A 17,281-nucleotide genomic window follows, 5' to 3' on the forward strand; every position below is an offset into this window, starting at 1 on the left:
AGATGGATGCCGCGCCCCTCGCCTCGCAGGTCAAGATCAACGGCGTTGAACTGAATGCAACCCCCGGACAACGCCCGTTGCGCGTGGATGGGTGCACCACCATCAGCATGCTGTTTCAACACCGTTGCGCGGAACTGGGCGATCGTACAGCCCATCGCGAAAAGGATTTGGGCATCTGGAAGTCATATTCCTGGGCCGACTACTGGCAGCACGCCAAGTGGATCGGGCTTGCCCTGCGCAAGCTGGGCCTGGAACGCGGTGACGTTGTTTCGATCCTGTCCGAGGACCGCAAGGAATGGTTGTGGTTCGATATGGGCATTCAGTGCGTCGGGGGCATTTCTTCTGGCGTCTACACCACGGATTCCGCCAATCAACTGCAATATCTGGTCAACGACAGCGGCAGCAAGTTCCTCATCGTCGAGGACGAAGAGCATCTGGACAAGTTTTTGGAAGTCGAAAATCAAGTTCCGGATCTGATCAAGGTGATCATTCTGGAAGACGAAGGCTTGCACGACCTGACCCATCCGCGCTGCATGATGATCGACGATCTTTACGCTTTGGGCCAGCAGGCCGAACAGGAAGATCCGGGACGGTTCGAAGCCGAAATCGCATTGGCCAAACCCCAGGATACAGCCTTGCTGGTTTATACATCCGGCACCACCGGCCAGCCCAAGGGTGCGATGTTGAGCCATGAAAACATCCTGGCCGGCATTGAGGCCGGTGCCTGGACATTGCCGACGCAGTCCAGTGACGAACAACTGTGCTTCCTGCCCCTCTGCCATATTCTGGAACGCGACGTATCCGTCTATTTCCCACTGGCCGCCCGCTGCACCGTGAATTTCGCGGAAAACCCCGAGACGGTCTTTGCAAATCTGCAAGAGGTCTCGCCTTCGACCTTCACGGCGGTGCCGAGAGTTTGGGAAAAGATCTATGCGCATGTGCAAATCCTGGCGCAGGATGCAACGCCGTTGGGTCGAATGGCATACGGTCTTGCCCTGAAGGCCGGTGCACGGCGGGCCGATTACGTGAGTTCGGGAAAACCCGTTCCCGCCGCCATCGCGGCCCGGTTCTGGTTTTGGGATCAGTTGGTTCTGAAGAATCTGCGCCGGATGCTGGGCTTGGACAAGCTGCGCCGGGGTGGCACTGGTGCTGCCCCTATCTCGGCGGATTTGTTGAAGTGGTACTGGGCCATCGGTGTGCCGATCGTCGAGGGCTTCGGCATGACCGAAACATCCGGCCTTGCCACACTCAACACTGTGGAAAGCAACAAGATCGGAACCATCGGCAAGGTCGTCCCGGGGTGCGATATCCGCATCTCGGATGAAGGTGAAATTCAACTCAAAGGCATGAACATCTTTCAGGGCTATTGGCGCAACAACGCAAAGACGGCGGAAAGCTTTACCGCCGATGGCTGGCTGCGCACCGGCGATATGGGGCGTATCGACAAGGACGGGTACGTTACCATCACCGGCAGGTTGAAAGACATCATCATCACCGCCGGCGGCAAGAACATCACCCCGGCCGAAATCGAAAGCCGGCTGAAGTTCAGCCATTACATCTCGGACGCGGTGATCATCGGCGATCGGCGCAAATACCTCACGGCGCTGATCATGATCGATCAGGAAAATGTCGAAAAATATGCGCAGGACCAGAAAATCCCGTTTTCGAACTTTGCCTCGCTTTGCGCCGCGGCCGAAGTCAAGGAACTGATCGGCGCCGAAGTGGCCGCGTTGAACAAGGATTTTGCACGGGTCGAACAGATCAAGGATTTTCGCCTGATCGACGTACTGCTGACCGCCGAGGATGACGAGCTTACCGCCACGATGAAGCTGAAACGCGGCCTGGTCGAAAAGAAACACGGACATCTGATTGAAGACATGTACACTTAGCCAAAGAGTTTTCGGGAGGAGAAAGATGAAGAAGTCATTCAAATGGCTGGCCGCCGCCACGGCGTTGACCGCCTCGGCAAGCATCGGTTGGGCTCAGACGCAGGGCGTGACGGATGATGAGATTGTCATCGGGTCCGTCAACGACCTGAGCGGCATCTTTGCCGCGGTGGGTGTCCCGGCGACCAAAGGTGCCAACGTGGTATTCGACCGGGTGAACGAAGCCGGTGGTATACACGGGCGCAAAATCCGCTATGTGGTCGAGGACAACGGATACCAGATGCCGCGTGCGATGCAGGGCTACAACAAATTGCTGAACCGCGACAAGGTGTTCGCCATGCTGCAATCGCTTGGCACGCCGATGAACATGGCTGGGTTCAAGCTGTTGGATCCCAAGGGCATTCCCAACGTGGCACCTCTGACCGCTGCGCGTCAGATGTTGCAAGAGCCGATGCGAAACAAGTTCACGTCTTTCTCGACCTACTATGATCAGGCGCGTGTCGGTGTGAAATATCTGGCCGGCGAATTTGGGTCAAAGACGGTCTGCACCATGTATCTGCCGACAGATTTCGGCGAGGAAATTCTTGAAGGCAGCAAGGCCGGCGCCGAAGAAGCCGGGATCGCTTTTGGATCTGAAACGACCCACAAGCCGGATGAGACGGATTTTGTCGGGTCGCTCAGCAAGCTCAAGGAAGAAGGCTGCGATATCGTCACCATGGCGCTTGGGGTGCGGCAGGCGATCACCGTAGTTGGCACCGCCAAGAAGATGGGCCTGACGGACATGAAGTTCCTCGGCACTTCGGCCAGTTTCCTGACTGTCGTGGCGCAGGTTCCCGGTGGGGTGACTGACGGGTTCTATGCAGCAGCCTCGTGGCAGGATCTTTGGGCGCGTGCGGACCAACCTGCCCCGGCGGCGTTTATCGAAGAATACAAGGCCGCGACCGGCGAAGATCCGGTTGGGTTTGCCATGCTGGGCTATTCCGCTGCCGAAATGATGGTCAAGGCGCTTGAGGCCGCGGGCCCTGACCTGACCCATGACAGCTTTATCGAAGCGATGGAGTCACTGGACTATCAGGATGACCTGGTCGGCAATCACATCACCTATGGTCCTGACGACCATCAGGGCGCGGATACGGTGTTCGTCAATGTCGTTGAAAGCGGCGCGTGGAAACTGGTTTATGAAGAATAAGATTTCCCGCAAAACAATGCAAAAGGGCTCGCAATTGCGAGCCCTTTCTTTGTTGGGTTTTCCCGGCGAATTAACGCTTGGAGAACTGGAACGAACGGCGAGCCTTGCGCTTACCGAATTTCTTACGTTCCACAACGCGGCTGTCGCGGGTCAGGAAGCCAGCAGCTTTCAGAGCGCCGCGCAGGTTGGGATCGTACAGTTGCAGCGCCTTCGAGATGCCGTGCTTGACCGCACCGGCCTGACCGGTCAGGCCACCGCCTTTGACCGTGGCGACAACGTCGAACTCGCCTTCGACACCAGCAACCTGAAACGGCTGGCGCAGGATCAGTTGCAGAACGGGGCGTGCAAAATAGACGTCCTGATCCTTGCCGTTCACGGTGACCTTGCCGGAACCCGGCTTGATCCAAACGCGGGCAACAGCGTCTTTACGCTTGCCGGTGGCATAGGAACGGCCCAGCTCGTCACGTACGGGTTCACGCACGATGACTTCTTCGGCCACGGTTTCAACGCCTGCGACGGCGCTCAGCTCTTCGAGAGTATTGATCTGATCAGCCATCGGTCATTAGCTCCGGGTGTTTTTCTTGTTCATGGACTTGACGTCCAGAACTTCGGGCGCTTGCGCCTCGTGGGGATGCTCGGCACCGGCATAAACGCGCAGGTTGGTCATCTGCTTGCGCGCCAGGCGGTTGCCCGGCAGCATGCGCTTGACCGCCTGGGTCACGACGCGCTCGGGGTGAGCACCTTCCAGGATCTGCTGTTTGGTGCGCGACTTGATGCCGCCCGGGTGGCCAGTGTGCCAGTAGAAGTTTTCGTCGCGCTTCTTGCCGGTCATCTGGATCTTGTCAGCGTTGATTACGATGACGTTGTCGCCCATGTCCATGTTCGGGGTGAACGACGCTTTGTGCTTGCCACGCAGACGCATGGCGACGATCGACGCAAGACGGCCCAGAACAACGCCCTCGGCGTCGATCAGGATCCATTTCTTGTCGATGTCTGCAGGTGTTGCAGAAAAGGTTTTCATGGCAGGATAGTCCTGTTTGATGTGAAAGACCGCCCCAAGCGAGGCGGCCCGAATTCGATGGATGCGTATCTAGACACCCACGACCGCCACGTCAAGCAACCTAACGCCATTTAAAATGTTTAAAAACAATGAGTTGTTAAATAGGTACCATTTTACCCCATATTTTCAGCACGGAGATCGTCCCAATTTCGACACTCTGATACACTCGGTTGGAATTGATCATGCCCAACCACGGAGGGTCGCATGAAGGATTTGATGCGCACGATTGAAAACTATGGCGCAGCCTGGCAGGAAGAGTCCGCCGATAAACGGCTTGCGCTTCTGACCCGGTGCTTTGCGGAAAACGGTCGGTACGTGGATCCGACAGCCGATGTTTCAGGCCGAGAGCAGTTGAGTGCACATATCGGCGAAGTCCTTTTGACTTCGAATGGGCGTGTCGAAATCACCAGCAGTCCTGTGTCGCACCATGATGTCATCCACTTCACGTGGCATATGATGGCCCCCGATGGCGAAATCATGGTGGCCGGGCACGATTTCATTCGATTGGACGAGGACGGAAAAATTGCCCATCTGGCCGGATTCTTTGGCGACCCGCCGCTGCTGAGTTGAATGCTAGACGCTGATCTGTTCAGGCGGATTGTCCAGCAAAGCGCGCAACCTCAGCATTGCGTCCTCGAACCGTTCCAACGAAACGTGGCCATTCATTGCGATGCGTACGGCGTTTGGCGCGCGCCCGTCGCGCAGGGCGAACTCATCCGCTGATCTGAGTTGAATGCCTTCCCGCTCTGCCGCGCGGCTGAACGCGGCAGAGCGCCACCCCGATGGCAGATTCAGCCAGACAAACGGCACATCCGGTGCCCAGTTCAGATCGAACCCACCCAGCGCATTGACGGTGATCCGAACATAATCGCCCATCCGTTTGCGCACATCCTGGGCAATCTGGCGGGTACGCGGATCCGACAGCAGCAGCCGGGTCAGTTCGGCCAAGGGTTGAGCCAGGCCAAAATACCCATATTCGGCCGATCGGCGCAGATCGACGCTGCGATCCTTTGGGGCAATGGCAAAGCCAACGCGCAAAGCCGGTGTGAGTATCTTTGAAATGGACGACACGTGCCAGCCCCGCTCGGGGGCAAGCGCGCGATAACTGGGTTCACGCGCCTCTCCCATGCGATAGCAATCATCTTCTACGATCTGAAGCTCGAAGCGCCGGGCGACATCCACGACCTCTTTCCTGCGTTCCAGCGGCGTGTGGATGCCGGTGGGGTTCTGAACTTCTGGCGAGACGCAAACGGCCTGAGCATTGGTTTGCCGCAAAACATGCTCCATCGACGCCGGATCGATGCCCCATTTGTCCATCTTGACGCCAATGACTTCGGCGCGCATCAACTCTCCGGCCCGACGAAACCCGGCGTAAGAGAGGTCTTCAACCAACACGATCGGCTTGGGTCCGCGCAGGATGGTCTGGAACACCAGACACAATCCGTTCTGCCCGCCATGGGTCAAGACGATGTCGTCATGGGTCAGCGGGCCCAGCGGCAAATCCGACAGCCAATCCACGACCGATTGCCTCATGGGTATATACGCGTCCCGCGTGGGGTAATTCAGAAACAGCCCAGGATCAGCTTGCGAAACCTTTTGCAGGCATTCCCGGATAAGCGCGACCTGCCCCGCATCTGGCAAACGCGGGCTGAACAGGCTGACATTGGCGTTGTACTTGTCTTCCCTCAGATGCAGTTGCCTGGCCCAGACATCATCCAGAATCGGTGATTTCGGCGGGGCCACAAATGTACCACGTCCAACTTCGGCGTGGAGCAAGCCCTCGTCGGTCAGGATCGTATAGGCACGTGCGACCGTACCAGGTGTGATTTGCAGGCGATACGCCAGTTCACGAACCGGCGGAAGCTTGGCGCCAACATCTAATTTCTTGTCACTAATGGCTTTTCTTATTGCGTCAGCAACCAATGTGTATTTCGGACCCTTGGATTTTGGCAGAGCGTCCGGCCAAATTGTATCCATTACAATTCTTCCTTTGCCTTTGATACAATTTCGAATGTATCAAGCTTATGTACCAAGCAATACTGTTTTGTGTCAATACAATTTGAAAGGAATTCCGAGATGACACGCACAATGCACACCCCCGCCCTTCTGCTGCTGAACGACAGCCCACGGCTGCCTCTGCTCGCGGCTCTGGCCGTGCGGTTTGCGGCGGCGGTCACTCAATGGGAACGCCGTCGCCGCAGTCGCGTCAATCTGGGCTATCTGGATGACCGTCTGCTTCAGGACGTCGGGCTGACCCGCCATCAGGCTGGCCGGGAAACAAAGCGCTTTTTCTGGCAGCCCTGACTGATCCCCAGTCCCAATTATTGGGACCTCTTCCTGGGCCGGGGCCTGTCCCCGGCCTTTTTTATCCGAAATTCGCGGCAGCAGACCCTGCTGGCGGCAGGGAATAGGTCATCGTTGCCCGTGCAACCGGAAGATCACTGCCTTCCGAGTATAAAAGCACATCCCCGACGGCCAGTGTTTTTCCCAGCTTCAACAAACGACAGGCCGCAATCATATCGGCGCCGCCTTCCGGTTTGCGCAGGAAATCAAAAGAACTGTTGGTGGTAACGGCCAGTGACTGGCGCCCTTTTCGTGCCAAAACCATCGCATAGACACTGACATCGGCAAGCCCGAACATCGACGGGCCGGATACCGTGCCTCCGGGGCGCAGATGTTGATCCTGAACCACAAGGCGCATGGTGATCGTGTCTTCGGTCAAGTCTTCAACGACGAAATCCTTGTGCACCTGCGGGAACACCTCTTTGAGGTATTGTGACAGTTCGTCCCGATTCATTGCCAAAGCCATACTTCCCCTCCTGCTCTTGCCGACCTAGAGTTGGCCCAACTTGGGAACGGAGGGCAAGATGGCAATTCTGGAACGTTACGACATGGGCGCGGTGGCACGGCTGACACTGAACGCCCCGGACCGGCTGAACGCATTGAGTGATGAGATGCTGGCTGCGCTGCAAGCCGAACTTGATGCGCTGCGCGACGACGGCTCGATTCGGGCCGTGGTCCTGTCGGGGGCAGGAAAGGCGTTTTGCGCCGGGCATGACCTGAAGCAGATGACGGCCGGACGCCAATCCGAAGATGGTGGCAAGGCCTACTTTCAGGATCTCTTTTCCCGTTGCGCCCGGATGATGATGTCGATCCAGTCCCTGCCGCAACCCGTTATCGCGCAAGTCCATGGCATTGCGACCGCGGCCGGGTGTCAACTGGTTGCAACCTGCGACATGGCAGTGGCGGCGGAAGGAACACGGTTTGGCGTCAACGGGGTCAATATCGGCCTGTTCTGTTCCACGCCGATGGTGGCTCTCAGCCGCAACATCCCCAGAAAACAGGCATTTGAGATGCTGACCACCGGCGAATTCATTTCAGCAGAGCGCGCCGCCGAATTGGGGCTGGTAAATCGCGTCGTTCCTGAAGAGGCACTGGAACAAGAAGCCAACGCGCTTGCGGAACTGGTCGCATCCAAACTTGGCGTCGCCGTGAAGATCGGCAAGGAAGCGTTCTATCAACAGCTGCAAATGCCCTTGGACCAGGCTTATGCCTATACCGGAGACGCAATGGCGCAGAATATGTTGTACCGCGATACAGAAGAAGGCATTTCCGCCTTTATTGAAAAGCGCCCCCCGAATTGGACCCAATGACGCAATTGTTTTGAACATTTTTTGCCACTGTCTTCATTTTTGCACTTTTCAAAAGGGCAACTCTGTGGCAAAGCTGGGTCGAGGCCAAGGCCTCAAGACACTTTTGGGTCGCCGTGGGCGGAAGGTCCCTCCAGCTGGTCTCTCTCACCAGCGCTGACATTCCCGCAGCGGCGACCCCAAGACCCCTCCACCAGATCGGTCACAAAAAATACGGCAGTTGCGCCTGTGTGTGCGGTGCCCTATGTGGCTGCACATGACACAAGTTTTGCATATCGTCGGCGGTGGAATGGCCGGATCCGAAGCGGCCTGGCAAGCCGCTGAAATGGGCGTTGACGTGATCATTCATGAAATGCGCCCCACCGTTGGCACCTTCGCACATCAGACAGGAAACCTGGCGGAAATGGTGTGTTCAAACTCGTTCCGATCGGATGATGATGAACAGAATGCCGTCGGTCTGCTGCACTGGGAAATGCGAGTAGCCAATGGGTTGATCATGACAACCGCCGACGCGCACAGGCTTCCTGCAGGGGGGGCTCTGGCCGTGGATCGCGACCCGTTTGCCGAAACGGTCACCGCAAAACTGCGCGCCCACCCACGCGTGAGCGTCACCGATCAGGAAGTCACCTCGCTGCCTGATGACGGCCATTGGATATTTGCGACCGGCCCGTTGACCTCACCCGCATTGGGGGAAGCCATCCGGGCGGAAACGGGATCGGACGCGCTGGCGTTCTTCGATGCAATCGCGCCCATTGTCTATGCCGACAGCATCGACATGAGCAAAGCGTGGATGCAATCCCGGTATGACAAAGGCGAGACCGAGGAAGAACGCACGGCTTACCTGAACTGCCCGATGGACCGTGATCAATACGAGGCTTTCATCGACGCCCTTCTGGCAGCGGAAAAAACCGAGTTTCACGAAGGTGAGACCGCAGGCTATTTTGATGGCTGCCTTCCCATTGAAGTCATGGCCGAACGCGGGCGCGAGACACTGCGCCATGGTCCGATGAAGCCTGTTGGGCTGACAAACCCTCATGCGCCTGACGTCAAACCCCATGCCGTGGTTCAGTTGCGGCGCGATAACGCGTTGGGCACATTGTTCAACATCGTGGGGTTTCAGACCAAGATGAAACACGGCGCCCAGACCGACGTGTTCCGCATGATCCCCGGCCTGGAAAACGCCAGCTTTGCCCGGCTGGGCGGCATCCACCGCAACACGTTCATCAACTCTCCTACCCTGCTCGATGCACAGATGCGCTTGAAATCCAAGCCCAACATCCGCTTTGCCGGCCAGATTACGGGCGTCGAAGGCTATGTTGAAAGCGCCGCGATGGGATTGCTTGCCGGTCGCATGGCCGCCGCGGAAATACAGGGTCGTGATTTGCCTGAAGTACCCAAAGACAGTGCAATGGGTGCGTTGATCCATCACATTACCGGCGGGGCCGAAGCCAAGACGTTTCAGCCGATGAACGTAAACTTTGGCCTGTTCCGCCCCGTGGACGGCCTGAAAGGCGGGCGGCGCGGCCGGAAGGACCGGTACAAGGCCTATACCGATCGTGCCAAGACAGAATGGCAAACCTGGTTGGATCAATGCTGACTGGACGCGCGGCGTGATCTCGGCCTAGCATGACGGGATGAGCGACAAGTTCCTGGACAGCACCTACGATCTCGACACGCCTGAAGACACTGAAACGCATTACCAGAACTGGGCCGCGACCTATGAAGAAGAGGTCGCGGAACAGGGATATGCAACCCCGGGACGGGTGGCCGCGGCTTTGTGGCAATTCCACCCTCACCCCCAAACGCCGATTCTGGACTTCGGCTGCGGAACGGGGCTTTCCGGTCTCGCCTTGCGGGCGGCGGGATTTGAGGTCATCGATGGTATCGATCCCACCCCCAAAATGCTGGAAGAGGCAGAGACCAAGGGTGTTTACCGAACCCTGACCGGGTTTGACATCACCAAACCGGCCCCGCTCAGGCGCGGCGCGTATTCGGTGATCACCTCCATCGGTGTCATCGGTCAGGGCGCGGCCCCGCCCGAGACATTCGACCAGTTGATGCACGCCTTGCCCAAAGGTGGGTTACTGGCGTTTTCCCTGAACGATCATGCGCTGAAAGATCACAAATTCACCTGCCGACTGACGGATTGGGTCGACATGGGTGCCGCACGTTTGCTATTTCGTGAACACGGGCCGCACTTGCCCGGCATCAACCTTAACTCTGACGTGTATGTTATAGAAAAAGCGTGACTTTCGTAACGCGTTTCGCGCCATCCCCGACTGGCCCGCTTCACCTTGGTCACGCGTATTCTGCGATGATCGCCAGCGACATGGCCAGATCCGAACACGGCCGGTTCTTGCTGCGCATCGAAGATATCGATCGGTCCCGCTCGCGACCGCATTGGGAGGATCAAATCTATGATGACCTCAATTGGTTGGGGCTGACATGGCCGGAACCGGTGCTGCGTCAATCAGATCGGCTGAGTATCTATGATCGCGCGTTGGAGCGGTTGTGGATGAAGGGTCTTCTGTATCCTTGCCTGTGCAATCGCAAAGATATTGCCGCCGCCGCAAGCGCGCCCCAGGAGGGCGCGCCCTTGCTTGGGCCAGACGGAATTATCTATCCCGGAACGTGTCGAAAAGTTCACCAGGGCATAGACTTAAGTCAAAATCCTCATCCAAGGGACCAGGTGTTGCGACTGGATGTTGCCAAGGCCTGTCGAACAATCCACGATCCGGCCAGATTCCAATTCTTGGAGCTGGGCTCCGGCCCCGGTGGCGAAACAGGAACAATTGCTTTCACCCCGGAAGAGTTGGAAACCAGTGTCGGCGATATCGTTCTGGCTCGCCGCGACATGGGCACGTCCTACCATTTGTCCGTCGTTCTTGACGACGCTGCCCAGGGGATCACCCATGTAGTCCGAGGTCAGGATCTGTTCGAAGCCACCCGCATCCATGTGCTGCTTCAGGTGCTGTTGGATTTGCCGACGCCTGCGTATTATCATCACGATCTGATCCGCGATGACGCCGGCAAACGGCTGGCGAAACGCGACGATGCGCGTGCCATCGCGAAATACCGGGCCGATGGTGCCAGCCCGGCAGACATCCGGCATATGGTGGGACTTTGATCTGGCTCGGTTACGCCATCGGGGCCATCAGTTCGGTCTCGGCCCCGTCCCGCACCGCAGTATAAAAGCACGTCCGGCGGTTGGTATGACAGGCAGCACCGGTTTGACGCACCAGAACCAACAGGCAATCGCGGTCACAGTCGATGCGGAAATCCACCAGTTCCTGCACATGGCCCGAAGTTTCGCCCTTGATCCAGAAAGACTGACGCGAGCGCGACCAATAGGTCACCCTGCCCGTTTCCAGCGTCTTTTCAATTGCCTGCGCGTTCATCCATGCCATCATCAGAACTTCGCCCGACACCTCATCCTGCGCAATTGCCGGAATCAGTCCTGCATCGTTATATTTCAGAGTTGATGGATCAAACGCGACGGGGTGAGACATGACAAAAACCTTTTGCATCCGTTGGGCTGGCCACTATGTATGAGGAACAAACGACGAGGGAAAGCCATGAGCGGCGAGAACGACCTGATCAAGCTGTATTCCGGACGCATTCTGGCGTTGGCGGCTGACATCCCGCATCTGGATCGGTTGGAAAACCCGGATGCAACGGTCAAGAAACGCTCGCCTCTTTGCGGCTCTACCGTGACGGTTGATTTGAAGGTTCAGGATGGACGTGTCAGCGCCTTCGGGCAGGATGTCAAAGCCTGCGCGCTGGGACAGGCCTCTGCTTCGGTGATTGGCGACGCGATCATTGGTGCCACGCGCGCGCAGGTCGAAGCAGCGCGCGATCAGCTTGCGGCCATGTTGAAAAAGGACGGCGCCGCCCCGGATGCGCCGTTTGACGGTCTTGAGGTCCTGATGCCGGCGCGGGACTACAAGAACCGCCACGCGTCAATTCTGCTGGCGCTGGATGCCGCCGCCGAAGCCATGGCGCAGGCCGAACAGGCAGATTGCGCCTGATCATAGCTATTTGATGTAAACCCGTTTACCTTCCGCTTAAATTTAAGGAGGGATGGGTTTTGGAAAATCTACTCGAGCATTTTGTAACTCTTTGGGTCGTGATTGACCCGATTGGAACTATTCCCGTTTTCATTGCCGTCACTGCGGGGCTAGAGGCCGCCGCGCGTCGCAAAACAGCTTTGTTGGCATCGATAATAAGCGCCGGTGTCCTTTTGTTCTTTCTCGTGTTTGGGCAATTGCTGATCGAAGCGCTGGATATTGGACTGAATTCATTTCAGGTCGCAGGTGGAATCATCCTGTTTCTGTTCGCTCTGACCATGATCTTTGGCGAAAGCAAACAAGACATAGAACAGCGTCAGGCCGAAGAGGATCAGGAAGATAAGTATCACAAGCAGAATCCCGCGATATTTCCTCTTGCTGTTCCATCTCTGGCCTCGCCCGGCGCGATGCTTGCAGTGGTGATCCTGACGGACAACCATCGATACAGTGCAGCCGACCAGGGGATTACCGCATTGGTCATGCTGTCGGTTTTGGTAGTAGCCTTTGTTCTCATGCTTCTGGCCGAACCGATCATCCGCCTGATTGGCCATTCAGGAGCGGCGATCATCAGCCGTATCATGGGGATGATCCTAGCCTCGGTCGCGGTCAATTCGGTCCTGTCCGCATTGCTTGAGATTTTCAAAACCGGCCAGTTATAAAAAAACCGCCGCACCTTCCGGGCGAAAGGGCGGCGGCAGGCATTGCGTGTCTCGCGTGGGGTCCGGATTACCGCACGGGGCCGAGGCAAGGCCCCTCAAGGGGTTTGGGACAGGCAGGTCACCCTTGACTGAAATGGGGATGACAGCGCGGTTTTTTCGGCACGAGATCGCAGGCAGAAAGGTTCAGAAGCCAACCGGCAGGTGCAAGGCGACCATCAGGATCACGACCAGAGACATCACGCCCACTGCATCTTGCAGGATCGTCGATTGCGAGCGGCTGAGTACGGTCTTGATCTGGGTCAGCATAGGGTCACCTCCGGTCAGAGCTTTAATCCTTTGTTGACCTTTTGTTCTCATATTTGCGCGAGTCGGTAAAGAACTTTTTGAGAACATTTGTGAACTTTCTGGAACTTTTTGCCTAACCCACTGAAATCAAACGGATTGCCTGATCCTGCTTCATCAGCCACAAAAGTACGCGCGCCGCGCGCCCCCGGTCCGAGGTCAGCTTGGGATCCGCATTCAGCAATGCCCGGGCATCGGATTGGGCAACGGCCATCAAACCGGCCTGACGCTCCAGATCCGCAATGCGAAACTTTGGCAGACCGGACTGTGCAGTTCCGATCAGATCCCCGGCACCGCGCATCTCAAGATCGGTTTCCGAAATACGGAACCCGTCTTCGGTTTCACGCAGGACCTCCAGCCTTTTGCGCCCCCCCTCGCTGAGTGGCGGTTGATACATCAACAAACATGTCGATTCCGCGTCACCCCGGCCCACACGACCGCGCAATTGATGCAGTTGGGCCAGACCAAAGATTTCGGCCCGTTCGATGACCATGATCGTGGCATTGGGCACATTGACCCCCACTTCTATGACGGTCGTGGCCACAAGAACCTTGGTGTCCCCGTTCTGGAATGCGGACATTGCCGCGTCTTTTTCCGACGGCGGCATTTGCCCGTGAACCAGCCCGACCACACCTTCGCCCAATATGGCACGCAAGCGTTTGAACCGCTCTTCAGCTGCCGTCAGGTCTGAAACCTCTGATTCATCGACCAAGGGGCAGACCCAATAGCATTGCCGCCCCTCATCAATCGCCCGACGCAGATGTGACACGACCTCGTCCATGCGCTGCGTACTGACAATCGCTGTCTTGATCGGTTTGCGCCCCGGAGGCTTTTCGTCCAGCACCGACACATCCATGTCGCCATATTGCGCCAGCGCCAGACTGCGAGGAATCGGGGTGGCGGTCATCACCAAAACATCCGCACCCTGCCCTTTTTCCGACAACTCCATCCTCTGGCGCACGCCAAACCGGTGCTGTTCATCAACTATGGCCAAGCGCAGCGCTTTGAATTCAACATCACTCTGAAACACGGCATGGGTGCCGACCAGAATTTGGATATTGCCATTTTTCAAAGCCTCAAGCTTGGCGCGCCGCTCTGCGCCCTTGTCGCGCCCGGTGAGCAGCTCCAGCACCACTCCGGCCTCTTCCGCCAGCGGTCGCAACCCTTGCAGGTGCTGGCGGGCGAGTATCTCGGTCGGGGCCATCATCACGCCCTGCCCTTTGGCCTCGACTGCAATCAGAAGGGCCATGAAGGCCACCAATGTCTTGCCGGCCCCCACGTCACCCTGCAACAATCGGTTCATGCGGGAATCCGATGCCATATCGGCCGCGATTTCCTCGATCGCGCGGCTTTGTGCGCTGGTCGGACGATAAGGAAGGCTGGCCAACACCCTGGATTGCAACGCGCCCGTCCCTACGCTGACGACACCACGGGATTTCCGCTCTCGCTGACGCGCCAGAGCCAGCGTCATCTGATGGGCGAACAGTTCGTCATAGGCCAGACGCTGACGCGCGGGCGCAAATGGTGAGACATCGTCAGCCCCCTGAGGATTGTGGCCGGCACGAATTGCCGAGATCCAATCCGGCCAGTTTTGCTGTGCCATCTGCGCCGGGTCGATCCATTCCGCCAGCTCTGGCGCCCGCGCCAATGCGCTGCGGGTGGCCTTGAACGCCGTCTTTTGAGTCAACCCCTGTGTCAGATGGTATACCGGTTCAAACTCCGGAATTTCACTGGCTTGCTCGACCGGCAACATATGATCCGGATGCACCATCTGAGCCATGCCGTCGAACAGCTCCAGCTTGCCCGAGATCAAACGGCGCGCGCCCTGAGGCAGCACTTTTTTCAGATAGTCCCCGCGCGCGTGAAAGAAAACCAACTGAAAATCGGCCTGGCTGTCTTCGACTTGCACGCGGTATGCGCCACCCTTGTTTCGAGGCGGCCTGTGCGGGCCGACCGTCACTTCGACCGTCAATGTCGCGGGCAGATCGACGCCCTGAATCGTCTCTCGCCGTCGTCGGTCGACGACCGCATAAGGCAGGCCGAACAGAACGTCGCGTGGGCTCTCGATGCCGGCCTGTTGCAAGACCTGCGCGGTCTTGGGGCCGACGCCCTCGAGCGTCTCAAGCCCCGCAAACAGCGGGAACAACTGTTCCGGCCTCCCGCTCATGCGCCTTCGATCAGCTGCAACCAGCCATCCTCATCCAGGGTTTCGATACCCAGCTCTGCCGCTTTCCTGGCTTTCGAACCCGCTCCGGGCCCGGCGACCAGAATATCGGTTTTCTTGCTGACGGAACCGGAAACCTTCGCTCCCAACGCTTCGGCCCGTGCCTTTGCCTCGGCGCGGGTCATCTTTTCCAAAGTACCAGTGAACACAACCGTCTTGCCAGCCACCGGGCTGTCTGAGGCGGGCGCATCAGGTGCGACGATTGTCAGTTCCTTGCGCAACGTATCGAACGCGCGCCTCTCTTCCACGTTCGAAAACGCATCGGACAGGGACAGACCCAGCGTTGCGCCGATCCCGTCTATTCCGATCAACTCAGCCCAAGCGGCATTGGCATCCGGCGGAACGCGCGCCGCGGTTATGGCCGCATCCCGCACTTCCTTGACACGTGCCCGACGACCTTCTGCCAGCGCGGCCGCCCGTTCGGCATCCTCGGCCTCATCCGCTTGCCGCTGCGCCAAAGCCGCAGGGCGGGCGGTGTCCAGGGCCTGCGTCATGGTCTCCCAATCGCGGTAAAACAGCGCCAGATCGCGCGCTCCGACCTCGCCGACATGTCGAATGCCCAATGCGAACAACAGGCGCGCAAACGGAATGGTCCGCTTTTCGTCGATCGCGGCAAACAGGTTTCTGGCCGAGGTTTCCCCCCACCCATCCCGGTTTTTCAGCCGTGCCAGATTGGCCCTGTCACGCTGCTCCAATGTAAAGATATCCGCCGGAGTCTTTATCGGAAGGATCGGATCATCATAGAACATCTCGATCTGTTTTGCGCCAAGGCCTTCTATGTCAAACGCCTTGCGCGAGACGAAATGTTTCAGCTTTTCAACGGCCTGCGCGGGGCAGATCAAGCCACCGGTGCAGCGACGGACCGCATCACCTTCTTCACGGATCGCCTCGCTTTGACATTCCGGACAGCGCGTCGGAAAGACAAAGGGTTGCGAACCGGCCGGGCGCTTGGACAGATCAACATCTGACAGTTTCGGAATCACATCCCCGGCGCGGTATACCTGAACCCAATCGCCGACACGAATATCCTTGCCATCGCGGATCGTGCCGCCCTTGGCATCGCGCCCCGCGATATAATCTTCGTTGTGCAATGTGGCGTTGGACACAACAACACCGCCCACCGTCACCGGATGCAACCGGGCAACCGGGCTAAGCGCGCCTGTACGACCGACCTGAATGTCGATCGCCTCCAGCCTCGTCCAGGCCAGTTCGGCCGGGAACTTGTGAGCAATCGCCCATCGCGGCGTGGTTGAGCGGAACCCCAAACGCGCCTGAAGCGACAGATCATTCACCTTGTATACAACCCCGTCGATGTCATAGCCCAAGGTGGAACGTTGCGCTTCGATATCCCGGTAATGCTCCAGCATCTCTGGCGTCGTTTTGCACAGGCGGGTCAGGGGGTTCGTCGAAAATCCAAGTGATTTCAACCGCTCGATCGCCCCCATCTGCGAGTCGGACAATGGCTCTGAAACCTCTCCCCAGGCGTAAGCAAAGAAACGCAACGGGCGCGAGCGCGTGATTTCCGGATCCAGTTGCCGCAAAGACCCCGCCGCCGCGTTTCTTGGATTGGCAAAGGGTTTGCCGCCGCGCTCTGCCTGCCGCGCGTTCAACGCCTCGAAATCCGCGTGAGACATGTAAACCTCACCCCTGACTTCCAGAACCTCTGGCGCGTTTTTCAGGTGCTGCGGGATATCGGATACCGTGCGGGCATTGGCCGTTACGTTTTCACCGACTTCACCATCTCCTCGCGTGGCAGCCTGAGCAAGCTGTCCGTTTTCATACCGCAATGACAGCGACAGGCCATCAATCTTGGGTTCGGCGGTGTAGGTCAGACTTTCACCAGCCCCAAGGCCCAGGTATTTCCGGATCGACCTATCGAAATCGGCCACGTCGTCATCATCGAAAGCGTTGCCCAGCGACATCATGCGCACGGCGTGCGTGACTTTCGAAAAACCATCAGCAGGCTTTGCACCCACTTGATCCGTCGGGCTGTCGGGACGCTTGAGATGAGGGAAGCGCGCTTCTATCTCGGCATTGCGCCGTTTGAGAGCGTCATAGTCGGCATCCGACATGTCAGGCGCATCAGCCGTATGATACAGCGTGTTTGCTTTCAACAATAGTTCGGCCAGACGTGCAAGCTCGGCACGCGCCTCATCTTCCGTCAGCTCGGATATGGAAATTAAGTTGCTCATGGCCTCGCCCTG

Annotated in this window: 18 protein-coding genes; 10 read left to right on the forward strand and 8 right to left on the reverse strand. The window is 57.9% G+C overall.

All coding sequences use genetic code 11. The features are described from left to right. Positions 1–2: 2 nt before the first annotated feature. Both GS612_RS07175 and GS612_RS07180 read left to right on the forward strand, forming a co-directional pair. Complete coding sequence (locus GS612_RS07175) at positions 3–1,889, forward strand: long-chain fatty acid--CoA ligase (RefSeq protein ID WP_171639512.1); 1,887 nt, start codon at positions 3–5, stop codon at positions 1,887–1,889. Positions 1,890–1,914: 25 nt separating this feature from the next. Next, positions 1,915–3,075: an ABC transporter substrate-binding protein gene (locus GS612_RS07180; protein WP_171639513.1), complete on the forward strand. Its 1,161-nt coding sequence runs from the start codon at positions 1,915–1,917 to the stop codon at positions 3,073–3,075. Positions 3,076–3,145: 70 nt separating this feature from the next. Here GS612_RS07180 and rpsI read toward each other — a convergent pair whose 3' ends face one another. Together rpsI and rplM are read right to left on the reverse strand one after the other, a co-directional pair. Further along, the gene (gene rpsI / locus GS612_RS07185) at positions 3,146–3,631 is read right to left on the reverse strand and encodes a 30S ribosomal protein S9 (RefSeq protein WP_152457951.1); all 486 of its coding nucleotides are present in this window, start codon (positions 3,629–3,631) and stop codon (positions 3,146–3,148) included. A gap of 6 nt (positions 3,632–3,637) precedes the next feature. Continuing rightward, the gene (rplM, locus tag GS612_RS07190; RefSeq protein ID WP_171328443.1) at positions 3,638–4,096 is read right to left on the reverse strand and encodes a 50S ribosomal protein L13; all 459 of its coding nucleotides are present in this window, start codon (positions 4,094–4,096) and stop codon (positions 3,638–3,640) included. A gap of 243 nt (positions 4,097–4,339) precedes the next feature. Here rplM and GS612_RS07195 point away from each other — a divergent pair, with 243 nt between their 5' ends. Then, on the forward strand, positions 4,340–4,705 hold the full coding sequence (locus GS612_RS07195) for a nuclear transport factor 2 family protein (RefSeq protein ID WP_171639514.1): 366 nt from the start codon (positions 4,340–4,342) through the stop codon (positions 4,703–4,705). A gap of 3 nt (positions 4,706–4,708) precedes the next feature. Here the strand turns inward: GS612_RS07195 and GS612_RS07200 are convergent, their stop codons facing one another. Next, positions 4,709–6,112: a PLP-dependent aminotransferase family protein gene (locus GS612_RS07200; RefSeq protein WP_171639515.1), complete on the reverse strand. Its 1,404-nt coding sequence runs from the start codon at positions 6,110–6,112 to the stop codon at positions 4,709–4,711. A 99-nt stretch (positions 6,113–6,211) separates the two neighbouring features. Here GS612_RS07200 and GS612_RS07205 point away from each other — a divergent pair, with 99 nt between their 5' ends. After that, a complete protein-coding gene (locus tag GS612_RS07205) occupies positions 6,212–6,439 on the forward strand; it encodes a DUF1127 domain-containing protein (protein WP_117868993.1) in 228 nt (75 codons plus the stop codon). 61 nt (positions 6,440–6,500) lie between these two features. On the opposite strand, the gene GS612_RS07210 is transcribed toward GS612_RS07205, so the two are convergent. Beyond that, the gene (locus GS612_RS07210) at positions 6,501–6,944 is read right to left on the reverse strand and encodes a PaaI family thioesterase (protein ID WP_171228740.1); all 444 of its coding nucleotides are present in this window, start codon (positions 6,942–6,944) and stop codon (positions 6,501–6,503) included. 58 nt (positions 6,945–7,002) lie between these two features. Between GS612_RS07210 and GS612_RS07215 the strand changes: the two genes are divergently transcribed. The 4 genes from GS612_RS07215 to gluQRS all read left to right on the forward strand — a co-directional run bounded on the left by GS612_RS07215 (position 7,003) and on the right by gluQRS (position 10,912). Further along, complete coding sequence (locus GS612_RS07215; RefSeq protein WP_171639516.1) at positions 7,003–7,788, forward strand: enoyl-CoA hydratase; 786 nt, start codon at positions 7,003–7,005, stop codon at positions 7,786–7,788. Positions 7,789–8,041: 253 nt separating this feature from the next. Further along, on the forward strand, positions 8,042–9,382 hold the full coding sequence (gene trmFO, locus GS612_RS07220; protein ID WP_171639517.1) for a methylenetetrahydrofolate--tRNA-(uracil(54)-C(5))-methyltransferase (FADH(2)-oxidizing) TrmFO: 1,341 nt from the start codon (positions 8,042–8,044) through the stop codon (positions 9,380–9,382). A gap of 37 nt (positions 9,383–9,419) precedes the next feature. Further along, the gene (locus GS612_RS07225; RefSeq protein WP_171639518.1) at positions 9,420–10,034 is read left to right on the forward strand and encodes a class I SAM-dependent methyltransferase; all 615 of its coding nucleotides are present in this window, start codon (positions 9,420–9,422) and stop codon (positions 10,032–10,034) included. Beyond that, positions 10,031–10,912 carry a tRNA glutamyl-Q(34) synthetase GluQRS gene (gene gluQRS / locus GS612_RS07230; RefSeq protein ID WP_171639519.1) on the forward strand — a complete coding sequence of 294 codons (882 nt, stop codon included), beginning with the start codon at positions 10,031–10,033 and terminating at the stop codon, positions 10,910–10,912. The genes GS612_RS07225 and gluQRS overlap by 4 nt, the downstream gene beginning before the upstream one ends. A 10-nt stretch (positions 10,913–10,922) precedes the next feature. Here gluQRS and hisI read toward each other — a convergent pair whose 3' ends face one another. Then, positions 10,923–11,312, reverse strand: coding sequence for a phosphoribosyl-AMP cyclohydrolase (hisI, locus tag GS612_RS07235; protein ID WP_171639520.1), 390 nt, complete (start codon positions 11,310–11,312; stop codon positions 10,923–10,925). 48 nt (positions 11,313–11,360) lie between these two features. Between hisI and GS612_RS07240 the strand changes: the two genes are divergently transcribed. Next, positions 11,361–11,813 (forward strand): iron-sulfur cluster assembly scaffold protein, encoded by a 453-nt coding sequence (locus tag GS612_RS07240; protein WP_171639521.1) that lies wholly within the window; start codon positions 11,361–11,363, stop codon positions 11,811–11,813. A gap of 59 nt (positions 11,814–11,872) precedes the next feature. Beyond that, positions 11,873–12,511 carry a MarC family protein gene (locus GS612_RS07245; RefSeq protein WP_152457939.1) on the forward strand — a complete coding sequence of 213 codons (639 nt, stop codon included), beginning with the start codon at positions 11,873–11,875 and terminating at the stop codon, positions 12,509–12,511. A gap of 183 nt (positions 12,512–12,694) precedes the next feature. On the opposite strand, the gene GS612_RS20630 is transcribed toward GS612_RS07245, so the two are convergent. From GS612_RS20630 to ligA, 3 genes are all read right to left on the reverse strand, one after another. Then, the gene (locus tag GS612_RS20630; RefSeq protein ID WP_256367744.1) at positions 12,695–12,817 is read right to left on the reverse strand and encodes a hypothetical protein; all 123 of its coding nucleotides are present in this window, start codon (positions 12,815–12,817) and stop codon (positions 12,695–12,697) included. A gap of 112 nt (positions 12,818–12,929) precedes the next feature. Then, a complete protein-coding gene (gene recG, locus GS612_RS07250; RefSeq protein ID WP_171639522.1) occupies positions 12,930–15,020 on the reverse strand; it encodes an ATP-dependent DNA helicase RecG in 2,091 nt (696 codons plus the stop codon). Then, positions 15,017–17,269 carry an NAD-dependent DNA ligase LigA gene (ligA, locus tag GS612_RS07255; RefSeq protein WP_171639523.1) on the reverse strand — a complete coding sequence of 751 codons (2,253 nt, stop codon included), beginning with the start codon at positions 17,267–17,269 and terminating at the stop codon, positions 15,017–15,019. Before ligA ends, recG begins: the two co-directional genes overlap by 4 nt. Positions 17,270–17,281: the final 12 nt, after the last annotated feature.

The organism is Ruegeria sp. HKCCD6157, assembly GCF_013110685.1.
Classification (GTDB): domain Bacteria; phylum Pseudomonadota; class Alphaproteobacteria; order Rhodobacterales; family Rhodobacteraceae; genus Ruegeria.